Source organism: Vreelandella gomseomensis (assembly GCF_031451645.1).
Classification (GTDB): domain Bacteria; phylum Pseudomonadota; class Gammaproteobacteria; order Pseudomonadales; family Halomonadaceae; genus Vreelandella; species Vreelandella gomseomensis.
Map to the genome: position 1 here is coordinate 14,013 of NZ_JARWAI010000018.1, position 14,335 is coordinate 28,347.

Sequence of the window (14,335 nt, forward strand, 5' to 3'; positions counted from 1 at the left end):
AAGATTATCGGCCTTTCGTCAACTCCTTTGTAAAACTTTCCGCGCTATCGGTAATTTACGTTGCCTGAGTGGGCGGTACGTAGCCTTCGGCCTGGTCGGTTTCCTGGTTGTCGAAGAAGCGCTGCATCTGCTCCATCAAGTAGGCGCGCGCCTCGGGATCCAGCATGTTGAGGTGCTTTTCGTTGATCAGGCGGGTCTGCAACGCCTGCCAGTCTTCCCAGGCCTGCTTGGAAACGGTGGCCTGGATATCCTGGCCCTGCTTGCCGGGCAGCGGCGGAAAGGGCAGCGCTTCAAGCTCTTTTTGATACTTGCGGCAGAATACTGTCTTCGTCATGGGTGGCTCCTAAATGTCTTCGGGTGCAGCGGGTTAAGCACGCCCTGGCGTCGACTTGAGCGAGAACGGCGCGAGCTGGTTGATCAGCGTCTTCACGGGCGCCGCCAGACCGATCGCAGGGGGGTGAGCCGGGTCGTACCAGGTTCCTCCCTCGCGCACGCCCTGCAGCCTATCGCAACTCACCGGCTGAGGGGTAATCGCCAGGCGAAAATGGCTGAAGGTATGAGTCAGACAAGGCATCGGCGACAGACGCTCCGGCCTGACGACGTTGTCCGCCAGCCAGTCGTTGAGACGCTCTTGGCCGTCGAACTGCGGCAGGCTCCAAAGCCCGCCCCAGAGGCCGCTTGCCGGGCGCTGCTCCAGCCACACTCGCCCGTCGCGGTCATGCAGCAACAGCATGATGGTTTCCCGCGTGGGCAAGACCTTCTTGGGCTTTGATTCAGGGTAGCGTTTTGTCTCCCCCTGCGCGTAGGCCAGGCACACGTCATTGAACGGACAATGCTCGCACAGCGGCGTGCTGCGTTTACATAGCGTGGCGCCAAAATCCATCATCGCCTGGGTGTAGTCCGCCAGGCGCGTCTCGGGCGTGTAATAGTCCGCCAGCGCCCACAGCCTGCGCTCAACGGCCGGCTTGCCGGTCCAGCCGGCCACCGCATGCAGGCGCGCCAGCGAGCGCTTGACGTTGCCGTCCAGAATCGCCGCGCGCTGGCCGGTGCTCTGGGCGATAATCGCCCCCGCCGTTGAGCGGCCAATGCCCGGCAATGCGGTGAGCGCTTCGACGCTGTGGGTAGGCAACTGGCCGCCGTGGGAGTCCAGGGCCTCCTGTGCCGCCTTGTGCAGGTTGCGCGCCCGAGCATAGTAGCCAAGGCCCGTCCACAGATGCAGCACTTCGTCCTGCGGCGCCGCTGCCAGCGCCTCCAGGGTCGGAAAGCGCGCCATGAAGCGTTCAAAATAGGGAATGACGGTAGTGACCTGGGTCTGCTGCAGCATGATTTCCGAGACCCAGACGCGATAGGCGCTACGCGGCGACTGCCAGGGCAGGTCATGGCGACCGTGGCGGTCGAACCAGTCAAGCAGGCGCTGCTGAAAGACGTCAGCGGCCAGCCTGGGCGTTGGCATCTCGGTCATGCAAACTCCTTCATCATGCGGTGCGCAGAAATAAAAAAGCGCCGGCACAGGGCCGGCGCCGGCGAGCGTTCGGGCTCAGTCAAACAAGCGACGCAGCCCTTCGCGTAGCTGGTCACCACTGCCCTCGCCCAGGCGTTCATCGAGCGAATCCAGCGACTCACCAAGGCGCTCTTCGAGGGCCTCTTCTACCTGGCCGCCCGCCTCTTGCTGAATCAGCTCGACGACCGAGTCCTGGAAGGCATCGCGGTCAAAACGGCACCATTCGCTACGCTCGTCGCTGATATGGCCTTCGCAGCGCAGCGGCAGCGCGAGTGCTTCGAGGCGCGGGTTCACCTCGCAGGCCGCATCGGCAGTATCGACGAGCCGCGCGTTGGCCTGGGTATCGAAACGGCGGCTGGTGAGGTCGTATTGGCCTTCGCCTTGCACATCGATGCCCGGTACGGCGATCAATAGATCGTCGCTTTGCACCACGCCATCGCGGATCTGCAGTGTGGTAGCAAACTCATCGAAGGCAGTGTCGCTCGACCAGTCACGCTTGCTTTCCTTGCCTTCCAGTTGGGCGACCAGCTCGCACATCTCTCGAGACACGTTGATGTCGAGAATCGCGCCCTCGGTCAGCTGCGCCTCCAGATCACCGTTCAGGTGACGCAGCAGGGTTTCTCGCTGATTGCCCCGGGTGGTGAGGTCACCTCTGAGATCAAGACGGCCGCGCAGGGGCGACGCCTCGTCACCCTCGCTGAGCGTCTCGATAAGCGGCGCAACCTGAACGTTGCGGATAGTCGGCGAAAGCGCCCATTGCAGCTCGTTCTCACGGGCGTCCAAGCGACCGTTGGCCGTCAGCTCACCATCGTAAAAACCCGCTTCAAAATGGCTCAGCCGGTGCTGGCCTTGCTCGCCTTCAAGCTGAAGGCGGGCATCGCTGAACATCATGCCGCCAAGTTCCAGCGACTCGATGCTCAACGCTCCGTTCAGCGCTGAAGATGCCAGCCAGCCCTGCGGCAAAAGCCCCTCGGGGTCGTCAGCCACAGCGTTCTCCATGAGCCCCAGGCTCGCCTGCTCTTCGGTGCTGCGCCGGGGGAGGTAACGATCCAGATTGAGCTCATCACCTTCCAGGTCGAAGTCGATCCGCGACCCGTCCAGACGGGTGGCCAATTCGCCAGTAAAGGTGCTGTCATCCACCACCAGCGAGAGGCTGGGCAGAGCGACTTTCTGCAGATCCCCTTCGATGGGGCTGGTCATGGCAACATCGCTGAGCGCCGCTTCACTGGTGGTATTCAGAGTGATGCCGGCCCGCGCCAACCACGGCCGCAAAGTAAACGGCGACGCCGTCAGTTGGCCCTGGTACTCCGGGGCATCGCGCAGCTGCGCGACGTTGAGATGCCCGTTGACGCGCAGGTCATCCGGCCCGGAAAGCTGGAGGTCATTGAGCCGGGCGGTTTGCGCCTGCCAATCACCTTCAAGACCAAACGCCAGCGAGAGCGCAAGCCCCCCTTCCCAGTTTTCCGGGTGGCGCAGGCTGGTTTCCAACAGGCCCTCGCTGATGCTTAGCTGCTCTTCGCCGACACGCACGACGGCCTCGGCGGCGGATAGCGACAGCTGCTGGGGCTCGCTTTCCGCATCAAAGCGCGTGCGCGTATTCAGCTTGGTGTTTTCCAGGGTAAAGCGCTCTTCCGCCAAACCAAGCTGCATGCGGGTTTGCAGATCGATATCGCTGGCGATGTCCGGCATCCGCTCGAGTGCTTCGGCGTCGAGGTTGTTGTGCTTGGTCAGCTTGAACATCGCTTTGAGCGGGAAGGATCGAACGGGGTTAACGTTACTGCCGGAGATATTAAGCTCTTGCAGATGCCAGAGTGCCTCGGCCTGCTCATCGCGGAAGCGAATATCGGCGCCCTTGATATCGACGCTGGCAATGCTCAGTACCACGTCGAGGTTGCCGGCATCCGCGTTGGGCCCGGCGCTCGCCGGAGCCAGCACGGTTTCAGCATCGCCGCTTTGCTCCATCAGCCTGTTTATCAGCGGCTCCCAGTTGCCTTCCCCGTCGGCATTGCGCTTCAGGTTCAAGCGCATGCCATCCAGCGTCAGGCCGTCGACGGCGATTTCCCCGCGCAGCAACGGCGCAAACGCAACGCTGACCTCAGCGCGGTCAATCGCGGCAAAGGCGGTGTCCTCTTCGTCCTGGCTGGGCAGCCAGGCGTTGGCGGTTTCGACGCTGACGCCGATACGCGGATAAAACGACCAGTTGATCGGCCCATCCAGTTCTAGGTTCAAGCCCGTTTGCTCTTCGACGACGGCCGTCAGACGAGGCTTGAAGTCTTCCGGGTCCAGAAAGGTCGTGACGTACACCACCGCGGCGACGGCCACAATCGCCAAAATACCGACGGCCGCCAGCAGAATGCGTAATAATTGCCTCATTACCCTTTTCCTTGTGGGTCTAATTCAACAAAGTCGCTGGCCACCGGGGCGTCCTGAGACGCCGGCGCCGCGCTTGCGACGGGGCGATAACCGAGCTTTGAGAGCAGCACGCGGTCGGCCAACGGCATTGACGACGTCGCGATACGTAACACGCGACCATCCTGCTTGGCTTTTTCACCGAGCAGCGCCATCAGCCTGGAACCCACGCCCCGGCGCCGCGTTGTTTTGCGCACGCACATCTCCGATAACCACCAGGCACCATCCTGCGCTTGTTTTATCGCGACAGCACCTAATAACCGATCATTGAAATGCGCACAGCCAAAAAAATGCTGCTGCAGATGCTGTTCGATAAAAGACTCGACCGTTTGGCCAGGCATTCGATCCTCGGGGGCATCGTAATAGATGCGCAATAGATCAAGGCGCACTTGCTCATCGGCTTGCCAGCGGGCTTGGTCGACGTATTGCAGTGTCACCGGCATGGACGTATTCCTCTTCACCATCGCAGCCAAGCTGCTTTTTCTTCACATTGGAAGGCGGTTACCTTTGGCGCATTGTAGCGGATGGGGGCACCGATTCACTATAATGGGCGTTTTGCCAAAGGGATTGCCCTTTTCGTTCGGTGGTAGGGTTCATCTGGGCCATCGGCTTCCCTCTAGAGTGCGCAATAGCGCAGGAGTTGCAAGATGTCAGCGCGAATCGCCACGGTAAGCCGTGACACAAACGAAACGCAGATCAGCGTCCGCGTCAATCTTGACGGTGAAGGCCGCCTGACGTGCCAGACCGGGGTACCGTTTCTGGATCACATGCTCGACCAGGTCGCCCGCCATGGCATGATCGATATCGACATCGATGCTCACGGCGACCTGCACATCGATGACCACCACACGGTCGAGGATCTGGGCATCACCCTGGGCCAGGCGTTTCTTGAAGCGATTGGCGACAAGCGTGGTATTTACCGCTACGGCCATGCCTATGTGCCGCTGGATGAAGCGCTGTCCCGTGTCGTGGTCGATTTCTCGGGTCGGCCCGGGCTTTACATGAACGCCGACTTTACACGCGATACCATCGGCCGCTTCGAGACCCAACTGGTGAGCGAGTTTTTCCAGGGGTTTGTGAACCACGCGCGCGTTACGCTGCACATCGACAACCTGAAGGGCGTGAACGCCCACCATCAGGCCGAAACCATTTTCAAGGCCTTTGGCCGGGCCCTTCGCATGGCGGTCAGCGAAGACCCACGCATGGCGGGGCAAATGCCCTCGACCAAGGGCAGCCTATAATCCGCTGCCGGTACGTTGGCGCATCGCCGTCCACCTCCCGCCGTCTACCTCCACAAGGAGCGCTTAATGACCATTGCTGTAATCGACTATGGAATGGGCAACCTGCATTCTGTCGCCAAGGCACTCGAGCATGTCACCCATGAAAACGTGGTCATTACACGTGACCCGCGTCGCATTCTCGGGGCGACCCGCCTGGTGTTGCCGGGCCAGGGGGCCATCCGCGACTGCGTCGGCGAGCTGGAGCGTACCGAGCTGCGTGGGCTGGTCGATGACATCCTCACTCGCCAGGCCAAGCCGCTGCTAGGCATCTGCGTGGGTCAGCAGATGCTGCTGGAGCGTAGCGAGGAGAACGGCGGCGTCGACTGCCTGGGCTTTTTCCCGGGCAACGTCAACCGCTTTCCGGCCACCATGCGTGACCAGCACGACCAGCGCCTGAAAGTGCCGCACATGGGCTGGAACCTGCTGGAACAGCAGCAGCCGCACCCGCTGTGGGACGGTATTGACCAGCACGAGCACTTCTATTTCGTGCACAGTTACTATGTCGAAGCGGCGGACGATGCCCATGTCTTCGGCACTACCCAATACGGCAGCGTGAATGCGCATGTCGCCATCGGCCGCGATAGCACCTTCGCCGTACAGTTTCACCCTGAAAAAAGCGCCCGTGCGGGTCTTCGCCTGCTGGAAAACTTTGTCTCCTGGACGCCCTGAGAGGACTCACTATGTTGGTAATTCCCGCGATCGATCTCAAAGACGGCCAGTGTGTTCGTTTGAAGCAGGGCCGCATGGACGACGCCACCTCTTACGGCGACGACCCGGTTGCCATGGCCGCCCGCTGGGTGGAAGCCGGCGCCCGCCGCCTGCATCTGGTCGATCTGAACGGCGCCTTCGAGGGCAAGCCGATGAATGGCGAGGCGGTAACCGCCATTGCTCGCGCCTACCCTGACCTGCCCATCCAGATTGGCGGTGGCATCCGCTCGGCCGAGACCATCGAGCACTACCTCGACGCCGGCGTTTCCTATGTCATCATCGGTACCAAAGCGGTCAAGGAGCCGGACTTCGTGACCGAAATGTGCCGCGCCTTCCCGGGCCATGTGATTGTCGGGCTGGATGCAAGAGACGGATTCGTGGCCACCGACGGCTGGGCCGAGGTCTCCACGATGAAGGCCACCGAGCTTGCCAAACGCTTCGCCGACGACGGCGTGTCGAGCATCGTGTACACCGATATCGCCCGGGACGGCATGATGCAGGGCGTCAATGTCGAGGCGACCGCTCAGCTGGGCCGTGAAGGGGGCCTGCCGGTCATTGCCTCGGGCGGGGTCACCAACCTCGACGATATCAAGGCCCTCTGCGACGTCGCTGACAGCGGGATTCTGGGTGCCATCACCGGTCGCGCCATCTACGAAGGCAGCCTGGACGTCGCCGAGGCCCAGCGGCTCAGCGACCAACTTACGGGAGGTCGTGCATGAGTCTCGCCAAACGCATTATCCCGTGCCTGGACGTGGACGCCGGTCGTGTCGTCAAGGGCGTGAACTTTATCGGCATCCGCGATGCGGGCGACCCGGTTGAAATCGCCAAGCGCTATAACCAGCAAGGTGCGGATGAAATCACCTTTCTGGACATCACCGCCAGCCACGAAGACCGCGACACCACGGTGGATATGGTGGAGCGGATTGCCGGTGAAGTGTTTATTCCGCTCACCGTCGGCGGCGGCATTCGCAGCTGCGACGACATTCGCACCATGCTGAATGCAGGGGCGGACAAGGTATCCATCAATACGGCGGCGGTCACCAACCCTGACTTCGTGCGCGAAGCAGCCGAGCGCTTCGGCAGTCAGTGCATCGTCGTGGCCATTGATGCCAAAAAGGTATCCAACGAAGGCGAACCGCCGCGCTGGGAAATCTTCACCCACGGCGGACGCCGCCCCACGGGCCTGGATGCCATCGAGTGGGCGGAGAAAATGGTCGAGTTCGGGGCGGGCGAATTGCTGCTGACCAGCATGGACCGCGACGGCACCAAGTCAGGCTTTGACCTGGGCGTGACCCATGCCATCGCCGAAGCGGTCAGCGTGCCGGTGATTGCCTCGGGCGGGGTGGGCAACCTGGACCACCTGGTCGATGGGGTATTGAAAGGCGGCGCTGACGCGGTACTCGCCGCGAGCATCTTCCACTTCGGTGAATACACCATTCCCGAAGCCAAGCGCTACATGGCCGAACACGGCATCGACATGCGCCTCTAGCCCGCACAAGGCCGCCGACGTTGCGTCGGCGGCCGTTCAGGCGTCGTCCAGCGATAACCCCAGGTTACTGACCCCGCCATTGCGCCCTAGCTGGCGAATGTCTTTCAGGGCGTCCTTGGTGAGCGGTTGCGAGACTTCTTCCAGCACGGCGTCCTGAAAGTTGTTTTCGTCTTCGGTCAGCGGATGGTCACGGATCAGCAGGGCCAGCGCCGTGGCGTCCTCTTCCCCTTCGGTCAGCTCGATAAAGGCACGCACGCCGGCGCGCGAGGTGCGGCTGACATCCAATACGGCTTCGGGCGACTCGCCCTGCAGGGTATCCAGCAGCGCTGATATCGACACCACCGCATCCAATGCCCGGCGGGCACCAAAGCTCTCGTCGTCTTCAGGCGGCTCGCATTCGGCCAGCTTTTCGGCCTGGCGGGCAAAGTCGATACTGGCGTTAGGCACGCTCAGGCGCTCCCAGACCAGATTGAGCACCGTGCGCAGCGTGTGCCCATCGCCATGCCCCGTGGTTTGTTCATAAAGCGCGTAGTTGGGAAGCAGACGCTCGCAAAGCGCCGCCATGAAGGCTTGCTGGGCCGCCAATGGAAGCTGCTGGAGCCGTTGATAGAACCCTGGGGGATTGGATGCCATACGTTTTCCTGAATCGTATTACACAAGTTATTGGTCAAATAGGGACCATACGTTATTGTCGCAAGCGTGTCGGCCGCCGCTGTCGACGCGTTCGAGAATGTGGCCGGCGAGGAGATTATCATGCATGTCCATCTGCTACAGCACGGCCCTGACCACGAACCCGCCCGGTTAACCGACTGGCTAACCAGCATGGGGCATAGCTACACCGTTTTTCATCTCTACAACGGCGAGCTCACCCCACCGGCCGGCGATAGTGACGCCCTTATCGTGCTCGATGGCCCCGACGATTTCGTCCAGGCGCCACCGGCCTGGTACAAGGCCGAAAGCAAGCTGATCAACCGCTACCTGGACGGCCAGAAACCCTTGCTGGGCATCGGTCTGGGCGCACTCTGGATCGCCGATGCGCTGGGCAGCGTGGTTGCCCCGGGCACTTACCCGGAAACCGGCTGGCATACCGTTCGCCTGGCACCGGATAGCCCCTTTGACCTGCCGGAAGCGTTCGACGCCTTCATGTGGCACCGCTACGTGTTCAGCCTGCCCGACGAGGCGTTACCCGGCGGCGGTAGCGACGCCGCGCCCCTTCAGGGCTTCAGCTGGGACGACGGGCGCGTGGTCGGGCTGCTTTACCACCTTGAAGTGACGCCGCAAAGCATCGAGCCGCTGTTTACCCACCACGCCCTTAATGCCGAGCGCCGCGACTTCATGCAGCTTGAGGCGGACATACGCCAACACCCCAGGCGGTTTGATCAACTGGCCGCGCTGCTCGACCGACTGATGAGCCAGTGGCTGCGCCCGGCTTCCCCCTGAACTAGTCAAGGGCCGCCTGATCGAGGCTCCATTGCCGGGCGGCCGCCAGGCAGCTTTCCCAGTCACCCACATGGACTTCATCAACACCGGCCTTTTGCTGGCGCTTGAGATGGTAGCGATACATGGGGTCGTAATACTCGGTGAGCAGCGGCGCCAACCAGGCTTCATGGGCCTGGGGATTGCCGTGTTCGTGCTCCTTGAAGGCCAGCGCCTGTAGCCGCTGAAGCCGCTGCAGGCGGGCATCGCCAAGACGCTTTTTCAATCGCAACAGGGCATTGCCCAGCTGCTTGCTCATCCGCTGCCAGCCCTCTTCCGGGCCGTAGCGCGCCTGATAGGACTGTTCAAGATCAAGAATGTAGTCACGCTGCAGCTGTGCCAGGCGCCAATCCAGGGGCATTTCGACGCGCAATCGCGGCGCACGCTCCATCGCTCCCCAAAAGTTAAGCGGCACGTTCACCTGGCCAATCTGGCGTGACTCATCTTCCACCACCAGAGGGCCGGGTAGCGACAGCAGCCGCTGGGCCAGGCGGTGCTCGAAATCGATCTGGCAGGGCGGTGGCTCAGGCGAGCGGCCGAATGCCGACCCTTTATGCTGGGCAAACCCTTCGAGATCGACCCCATTGGTCAGGCGGTTGATCAGCACGGTCTTGGCACAGCCGGTAAGGCCTCCCACTACCAGCAGCGGCTGATCGGCGGCAGCGTCTATCCGCGCCATCAACCGTTGACGAAGGGCCTTCCAGCCGCCCTCTATACGCGGACGGATCACACCGGCGTCTGCAAGCCACTGCTGGACAATCTGCGAGCGCAGACCACCACGAAAACAGTAAATCACCGCGTCTGGATGGCGAGCCAGGTAATCCCGCCAGGCGGCAACCCGGGTGTCTTTCACCGCACCGGTGACCAGCGTATTACCCAGGGCAATCGCGGCTTCCTGCCCCTGTTCCTTGTAGGCGATCCCTACGCGATGACGCTCGTCGTCATCCATCAGCGGCAGGTTGACCGCACCCGGCAAGGCGCCTTTGGCAAACTCGACGGGCGCGCGAACGTCAATCAGTGGGCATCCTTGATCAATAAGCCGAGGATCGGCGGGGACGGTCGGCAGAGTCACCCGATGACCTCGATCAGCGCCTCACCCTGGGGCTTTTTCAGCGTGCCAAACGGCTGCAGGTTCAAGCCGTAGGAACGACCGATGCGCTCGACATCATCTTCCCACGCCGGGTCGACGGCCAGCAGCAACCCGCCGGAGGTCTGCGGGTCGCATAGCCATTGCCAGTGGGCATCGTCCATCGCGGGTAGCGCGCTGCCCAGGGCGTCACGATTGCGCTGCGAGCCACCAGTGACAGCCCCCTGCCGGCGATAGCTCTCCGCCTCGGCCAGACGCGGCAGACGCCGAAAATCAAGTTGCGCCATGACATTGCTGGCGCGGCACATTTCGGCCAAGTGCCCTGCCAGACCGAACCCGGTGACGTCCGTCATCGCGTTGACGCCTTTGATCTCGGCCAGCGGGACACCGATACGGTTGGATTGCAGCATGGTTTCGCGGGCAAGCCCGTGGTGGCCGGCTTCCAGCAAGCCACGTTTTTCCGCCGTGGTCAGCATGCCGACGCCGATCGGCTTGGTGAGAAACAGCAAGTCACCGGGCTTGGCGTAGGAGTTGAGCTTCAGTTTATCCAGATCCACCAGACCGTTGACCGCCAGCCCGAACATAGGCTCGGGGGCATCGATAGAGTGGCCACCCGCCAGGGCAACGCCCAGCTCACGGCACACCGCCTGGGCACCGGCGACCACATCACCGGCGACATCGGCGCTCAGCTTGTCCAGCGGCCAGCCCAGAATCCCCAGGGCCATGACCGGCGTGCCACCCATGGCATAGACGTCACTGATGGCATTGGTGGCCGCGATGCGCCCGAAATCAAAAGGGTCATCGACAATGGGCATGAAAAAATCTGTAGTGGCGATCATGCCCCGGCCGTCCCCCAAGTCGTAAACCGCCGCATCCTCGCGGCCCTGGTTGCCGACAATAAGACGTTTATGGCCGGCGGCCGGGCCGGCTTTGGCGAGAATATGATCCAGCACATCAGGGGCTATCTTGCAGCCACAGCCAGCACCATGACTGTATTGGGTTAACCGGATGGAACTCATGGCGTCTCTCCTTGGCTCATTAGTCATCACTTTAGTGTACTCCAACCGCCAGGGGTTAGAGGGCATCAAGTGCATCGCTCAATTTGTCGACGGCGATGACCTCCATGCCTTTGGGCGGCTTTTTGGGGGCGTTGGCTCTCGGCACGATGGCGCGCAGAAAGCCATGCTTGGCCGCTTCGGTAATGCGCTCCTGGCCGCTGGGCACAGGGCGTATCTCCCCCGACAAGCCGACTTCACCGAACACCACCAGCTCGCGCGGCAGCGCACGGTTCTGCAGGCTGGAAACGACCGCCAGCAGCACGGCCAGATCAGCGCTGGTTTCGAGCACCTTGACGCCCCCGACCACGTTCAGGAAGACATCCTGATCGCCGGTAAACAGCCCGCCGTGACGGTTGAGCACGGCGAGCAGCATGGCAAGGCGGTTTTGATCCACGCCCACCGCCACGCGCCGCGGATTGCCCAGTGCTGACTCATCAACCAGCGCCTGTACTTCGACCAGGATGGGGCGCGTGCCTTCCCACACCACCATCACCAGGCTTCCCGGCGCCTGCTCTTCCTGGCGCGAGAGGAAGATGGCGCTGGGGTTTTTGACCTCTTTCAGCCCCTGCTCGAGCATGGCGAACACGCCCAGCTCGTTGACCGCGCCAAACCGGTTCTTCTGGCCGCGCAGCGTACGGAAGCGTGAGTCGGCGCCGCCTTCCAGCAGCAGCGAGGCATCGATCATGTGCTCGAGCACCTTGGGACCCGCGAGTGTCCCGTCTTTGGTGACGTGCCCTACCAGCAGCAACACGGTATTCGTCTGCTTGGCAAAGCGTGTCAGCGCCGCCGCTGACTCACGCACCTGAGCCACGCCCCCGGGGGCCGAGCTGATGTCTTCGAGGTGCATGGTCTGGATCGAATCGATAACCAATATCTCGGGCTTTTCTCGCTCGGCCACGGCCAGAATGGTTTCGACGCTGGTTTCCGCCAGCATCTTCAACCCCTGGGTAGGCAACTGCAGTCGATGGGCGCGCATGGCCACCTGGGACAGCGACTCCTCCCCCGTCACGTAGACAATGCGCCGGTGCTGCGCGAGCTTGCAGGCGGTTTGTAGCAGCAGCGTCGATTTCCCGGCACCGGGGTTGCCGCCCAGCAGAACCGCGGAGCCGGGTACCAGGCCACCGCCCAGCACGCGATCGAATTCGGCGAAGGTCGATGTCAGGCGGGGAACCTCGCTGAGATCAACCTGCCCGAGGTCAACGATTTGTCGGGAATGGTCACCGGCATAGCCGCCGCGCCCACTGCTTGTCGCCCCGTTACCAGGCCGTGCGCTGGCAAGGCGAACCTCGCTGAGCGTGTTCCATTCCTGGCAGCTGGTGCATTGCCCCTGCCATTTACCATATTCCGCACCACACTCAGTGCACACGAAAGCGCTTTTGGCTTTTGCCACCGCAGATGGTCTCCTGTTACGACCGTCGCACAAACAAAAGGCGGCCAGCGGCCGCCTTTATGCGTGTAACGGTGAGGTTATTGGCGGTTAAGCTGCAGGGTTTCACCGTTCTCGAAACGACGGCGCTCGGGATCGATCAATTCCAGGGTGCGGTCATCAACGCGCAGGAAATAATAAATCTGGCCGTCACCGTCAGGTGTCAGCTCGTAAACAGTGGCATCGGGGTCTGACGGCGTACCACTCAAGACTTCCCAGTTACCTTCGTAGGTTTCATCCGGTGGATTCTGCGGATGGTTACGATACGCTGCGTTCAAGTTGAAGGTGCGTTCCTCTGCGGTGCTCTGCTCTTCGCCTTGCAGCACCACATCCAGGTCGATGCCGTCACAGTTACGGCATGGCAGTGTGCCCTGATAGGTCACTTCCGAACTGGTGGCTTGCTCTTCTTCGCGCTGTTCCGTCGGGCCAGCGGCACAGCCAGCCAATAGTGCCAACATAGCCGAGCCGGCTAGCAAACTCCTGAGTTGCATTGAGTGTCTCCTTATCGTGTTGGACATCTTCTTTGTTACGCGCGCTTATGACAGCATAACGTCTACAAGGTGCAACGCCCACCCCTGAGCGCTGCAAATGCTTGCGCTCAAGCATGCATCAGGCGACCATAACCTTCAACGAGCCCACCGAGCCAGGTCACTTTCATGAGCCAGTATTGGAGCCCAGCAGTTCAGCGACTGACGCCCTACGTTCCGGGAGAACAACCGCAGGAACGGGTCATCAAGCTGAATACCAACGAAAACCCTTACCCACCCGCCCCCGGCGTCAGCGAGGCGCTGCGTGAGTATGCGGTTGATCACCTGCGTCTCTACCCTGACCCGACATCCAGGGCGCTCCGCGAAACGCTGGCCGCCGCCTACGACGTCAGCGTTGCCGAAACATTTGTCGGCAATGGCTCGGACGAGATCCTGGCGTTCGCCTTTCAGGCGTTCTTCTGCCACGGCGCGCCGCTTGATGTGCCCGCTATTACCTACAGTTTCTATCCTGTCTACGCCAACCTGTACGGTGTCGAGCTGCGTAAGCATCCGCTCAACGCGCAATGGGAAGTCGATCTCGATGCGCTGTCAGGCACCGGCGAGCGCAGCGGCGTTATCTTTGCCAACCCCAACGCGCCTACCGGCCACGCTCACTCGCTGGACGCTATCGAGGCCCTGCTGCAGCGTGTTACCGACCGTGTCGTGCTGGTGGATGAAGCCTACGTCGACTTTGGCGCCGAGACGGCGGTCGCACTCATCGGACGCTACCCCAACCTGCTGGTCACCGGCACCTTTTCCAAGTCGCGGAGTCTGGCCGGTCTGCGGCTAGGCTACGCGATGGGCTCGCCCGAGCTCATCGACGGGCTGCAGCGGGTGAAGGACTCCTTCAACTCATACCCGGTCGATAGCCTGGCAAGCCTGGTCGGGATAGAAGCGCTCAAGGATAAAGATCACTTTGACGCCTGCCGCGAACACGTCATCACCACTCGCGAGCGCACCCGTCAGCGACTCGAAACGCTGGGCTTTGAAGTACTGCCCTCCAAGGCAAATTTCATACTGACCCAGCACCCTGATTACGAGGGAGCCCAGCTGTTCGCCGGGCTACGCGAGCGGAGCATTCTGGTACGCCATTTCAATACGACAGAGCTCAGTAACTTCCTGCGCATCAGTATCGGCACTGACGATGAAATGGATAGCCTGTTAGAAGCTCTGGAAACGCTCTGCCGCTGACACTCAGCCTCTATGCCTATCAGCCCTATTGCTACGCAATAGGGCTTTTTTCGTGCATTAAAAAACCCCGAACACAGTGTGCTCGGGGTTTTGGTATAGGTGCCTGACGATGACCTACTCTCGCATGGGGAGACCCCACACTACCATCGGCGCGAAGCGGTTTCACTGCTGAGTTCGGCAAGG

General features: G+C 61.7%; 15 protein-coding genes and 1 rRNA gene. 6 read left to right on the forward strand and 10 right to left on the reverse strand.

What is annotated here, in order from left to right:
• Positions 1-55 precede the first annotated feature (55 nt).
• From QC815_RS17020 to QC815_RS17035, 4 genes are all read right to left on the reverse strand, one after another.
• A complete protein-coding gene (locus QC815_RS17020) occupies positions 56-334 on the reverse strand; it encodes an oxidative damage protection protein (RefSeq protein ID WP_230448486.1) in 279 nt (92 codons plus the stop codon).
• A 33-nt stretch (positions 335-367) separates the two neighbouring features.
• On the reverse strand, positions 368-1,462 hold the full coding sequence (mutY, locus tag QC815_RS17025; RefSeq protein ID WP_310541203.1) for an A/G-specific adenine glycosylase: 1,095 nt from the start codon (positions 1,460-1,462) through the stop codon (positions 368-370).
• A 75-nt stretch (positions 1,463-1,537) separates the two neighbouring features.
• Positions 1,538-3,874, reverse strand: a complete 2,337-nt coding sequence (locus tag QC815_RS17030) for an AsmA family protein (RefSeq protein ID WP_230448488.1) — start codon at positions 3,872-3,874, stop codon at positions 1,538-1,540.
• Positions 3,874-4,353, reverse strand: a complete 480-nt coding sequence (locus QC815_RS17035) for a GNAT family N-acetyltransferase (RefSeq protein ID WP_230448499.1) — start codon at positions 4,351-4,353, stop codon at positions 3,874-3,876. The genes QC815_RS17030 and QC815_RS17035 overlap by 1 nt, the downstream gene beginning before the upstream one ends.
• Positions 4,354-4,557: 204 nt before the next feature.
• Between QC815_RS17035 and hisB the strand changes: the two genes are divergently transcribed.
• From hisB to hisF, 4 genes are all read left to right on the forward strand, one after another.
• On the forward strand, positions 4,558-5,151 hold the full coding sequence (gene hisB / locus QC815_RS17040) for an imidazoleglycerol-phosphate dehydratase HisB (protein ID WP_230448489.1): 594 nt from the start codon (positions 4,558-4,560) through the stop codon (positions 5,149-5,151).
• A gap of 66 nt (positions 5,152-5,217) precedes the next feature.
• Positions 5,218-5,859: an imidazole glycerol phosphate synthase subunit HisH gene (gene hisH, locus QC815_RS17045; RefSeq protein ID WP_230448490.1), complete on the forward strand. Its 642-nt coding sequence runs from the start codon at positions 5,218-5,220 to the stop codon at positions 5,857-5,859.
• Positions 5,860-5,870: 11 nt separating this feature from the next.
• A complete protein-coding gene (gene hisA / locus QC815_RS17050; RefSeq protein ID WP_230448491.1) occupies positions 5,871-6,617 on the forward strand; it encodes a 1-(5-phosphoribosyl)-5-[(5-phosphoribosylamino)methylideneamino]imidazole-4-carboxamide isomerase in 747 nt (248 codons plus the stop codon).
• Positions 6,614-7,387: an imidazole glycerol phosphate synthase subunit HisF gene (gene hisF / locus QC815_RS17055; RefSeq protein WP_230448492.1), complete on the forward strand. Its 774-nt coding sequence runs from the start codon at positions 6,614-6,616 to the stop codon at positions 7,385-7,387. Before hisA ends, hisF begins: the two co-directional genes overlap by 4 nt.
• 36 nt (positions 7,388-7,423) lie before the next feature.
• Here hisF and QC815_RS17060 read toward each other — a convergent pair whose 3' ends face one another.
• The gene (locus tag QC815_RS17060) at positions 7,424-8,020 is read right to left on the reverse strand and encodes a YjaG family protein (RefSeq protein WP_027337686.1); all 597 of its coding nucleotides are present in this window, start codon (positions 8,018-8,020) and stop codon (positions 7,424-7,426) included.
• Positions 8,021-8,140: 120 nt separating this feature from the next.
• Between QC815_RS17060 and QC815_RS17065 the strand changes: the two genes are divergently transcribed.
• The gene (locus QC815_RS17065) at positions 8,141-8,827 is read left to right on the forward strand and encodes a type 1 glutamine amidotransferase (RefSeq protein ID WP_230448493.1); all 687 of its coding nucleotides are present in this window, start codon (positions 8,141-8,143) and stop codon (positions 8,825-8,827) included.
• Position 8,828: 1 nt separating this feature from the next.
• On the opposite strand, the gene mnmH is transcribed toward QC815_RS17065, so the two are convergent.
• From mnmH to QC815_RS17085, 4 genes are all read right to left on the reverse strand, one after another.
• On the reverse strand, positions 8,829-9,935 hold the full coding sequence (gene mnmH, locus QC815_RS17070) for a tRNA 2-selenouridine(34) synthase MnmH (RefSeq protein WP_230448494.1): 1,107 nt from the start codon (positions 9,933-9,935) through the stop codon (positions 8,829-8,831).
• Positions 9,932-10,969, reverse strand: a complete 1,038-nt coding sequence (selD, locus tag QC815_RS17075) for a selenide, water dikinase SelD (RefSeq protein WP_310541207.1) — start codon at positions 10,967-10,969, stop codon at positions 9,932-9,934. The genes mnmH and selD overlap by 4 nt, the downstream gene beginning before the upstream one ends.
• A gap of 55 nt (positions 10,970-11,024) precedes the next feature.
• A complete protein-coding gene (gene radA, locus QC815_RS17080) occupies positions 11,025-12,398 on the reverse strand; it encodes a DNA repair protein RadA (RefSeq protein WP_230448496.1) in 1,374 nt (457 codons plus the stop codon).
• Positions 12,399-12,475: 77 nt separating this feature from the next.
• Positions 12,476-12,925, reverse strand: a complete 450-nt coding sequence (locus tag QC815_RS17085; protein ID WP_230448497.1) for a copper resistance protein NlpE N-terminal domain-containing protein — start codon at positions 12,923-12,925, stop codon at positions 12,476-12,478.
• Positions 12,926-13,090: 165 nt separating this feature from the next.
• Between QC815_RS17085 and hisC the strand changes: the two genes are divergently transcribed.
• A complete protein-coding gene (gene hisC, locus QC815_RS17090; protein ID WP_230448498.1) occupies positions 13,091-14,152 on the forward strand; it encodes a histidinol-phosphate transaminase in 1,062 nt (353 codons plus the stop codon).
• Between the two features lie 101 nt (positions 14,153-14,253).
• On the opposite strand, the gene rrf is transcribed toward hisC, so the two are convergent.
• Positions 14,254-14,335: ribosomal RNA gene (gene rrf / locus QC815_RS17415) — 5S ribosomal RNA — on the reverse strand; the annotation flags it as partial.

What these genes read in the sequence shown, in the direction of transcription:
- QC815_RS17065 (WP_230448493.1), top strand. Translation starts at nt 8,141, where the DNA reads ATGCATGTCCATCTGCTACAGCACGGCCCTGACCACGAACCCGCCCGG.
- hisF (WP_230448492.1), top strand. Translation starts at nt 6,614, where the DNA reads ATGAGTCTCGCCAAACGCATTATCCCGTGCCTGGACGTGGACGCCGGT.
- hisC (WP_230448498.1), top strand. Translation starts at nt 13,091, where the DNA reads ATGAGCCAGTATTGGAGCCCAGCAGTTCAGCGACTGACGCCCTACGTT.
- hisA (WP_230448491.1), top strand. Translation starts at nt 5,871, where the DNA reads ATGTTGGTAATTCCCGCGATCGATCTCAAAGACGGCCAGTGTGTTCGT.
- QC815_RS17030 (WP_230448488.1), bottom strand. Translation starts at nt 3,874, where the DNA reads ATGAGGCAATTATTACGCATTCTGCTGGCGGCCGTCGGTATTTTGGCG.
- QC815_RS17060 (WP_027337686.1), bottom strand. Translation starts at nt 8,020, where the DNA reads ATGGCATCCAATCCCCCAGGGTTCTATCAACGGCTCCAGCAGCTTCCA.
- mutY (WP_310541203.1), bottom strand. Translation starts at nt 1,462, where the DNA reads ATGACCGAGATGCCAACGCCCAGGCTGGCCGCTGACGTCTTTCAGCAG.
- hisB (WP_230448489.1), top strand. Translation starts at nt 4,558, where the DNA reads ATGTCAGCGCGAATCGCCACGGTAAGCCGTGACACAAACGAAACGCAG.
- hisH (WP_230448490.1), top strand. Translation starts at nt 5,218, where the DNA reads ATGACCATTGCTGTAATCGACTATGGAATGGGCAACCTGCATTCTGTC.
- QC815_RS17020 (WP_230448486.1), bottom strand. Translation starts at nt 334, where the DNA reads ATGACGAAGACAGTATTCTGCCGCAAGTATCAAAAAGAGCTTGAAGCG.
- QC815_RS17035 (WP_230448499.1), bottom strand. Translation starts at nt 4,353, where the DNA reads ATGCCGGTGACACTGCAATACGTCGACCAAGCCCGCTGGCAAGCCGAT.
- selD (WP_310541207.1), bottom strand. Translation starts at nt 10,969, where the DNA reads ATGAGTTCCATCCGGTTAACCCAATACAGTCATGGTGCTGGCTGTGGC.
- QC815_RS17085 (WP_230448497.1), bottom strand. Translation starts at nt 12,925, where the DNA reads ATGCAACTCAGGAGTTTGCTAGCCGGCTCGGCTATGTTGGCACTATTG.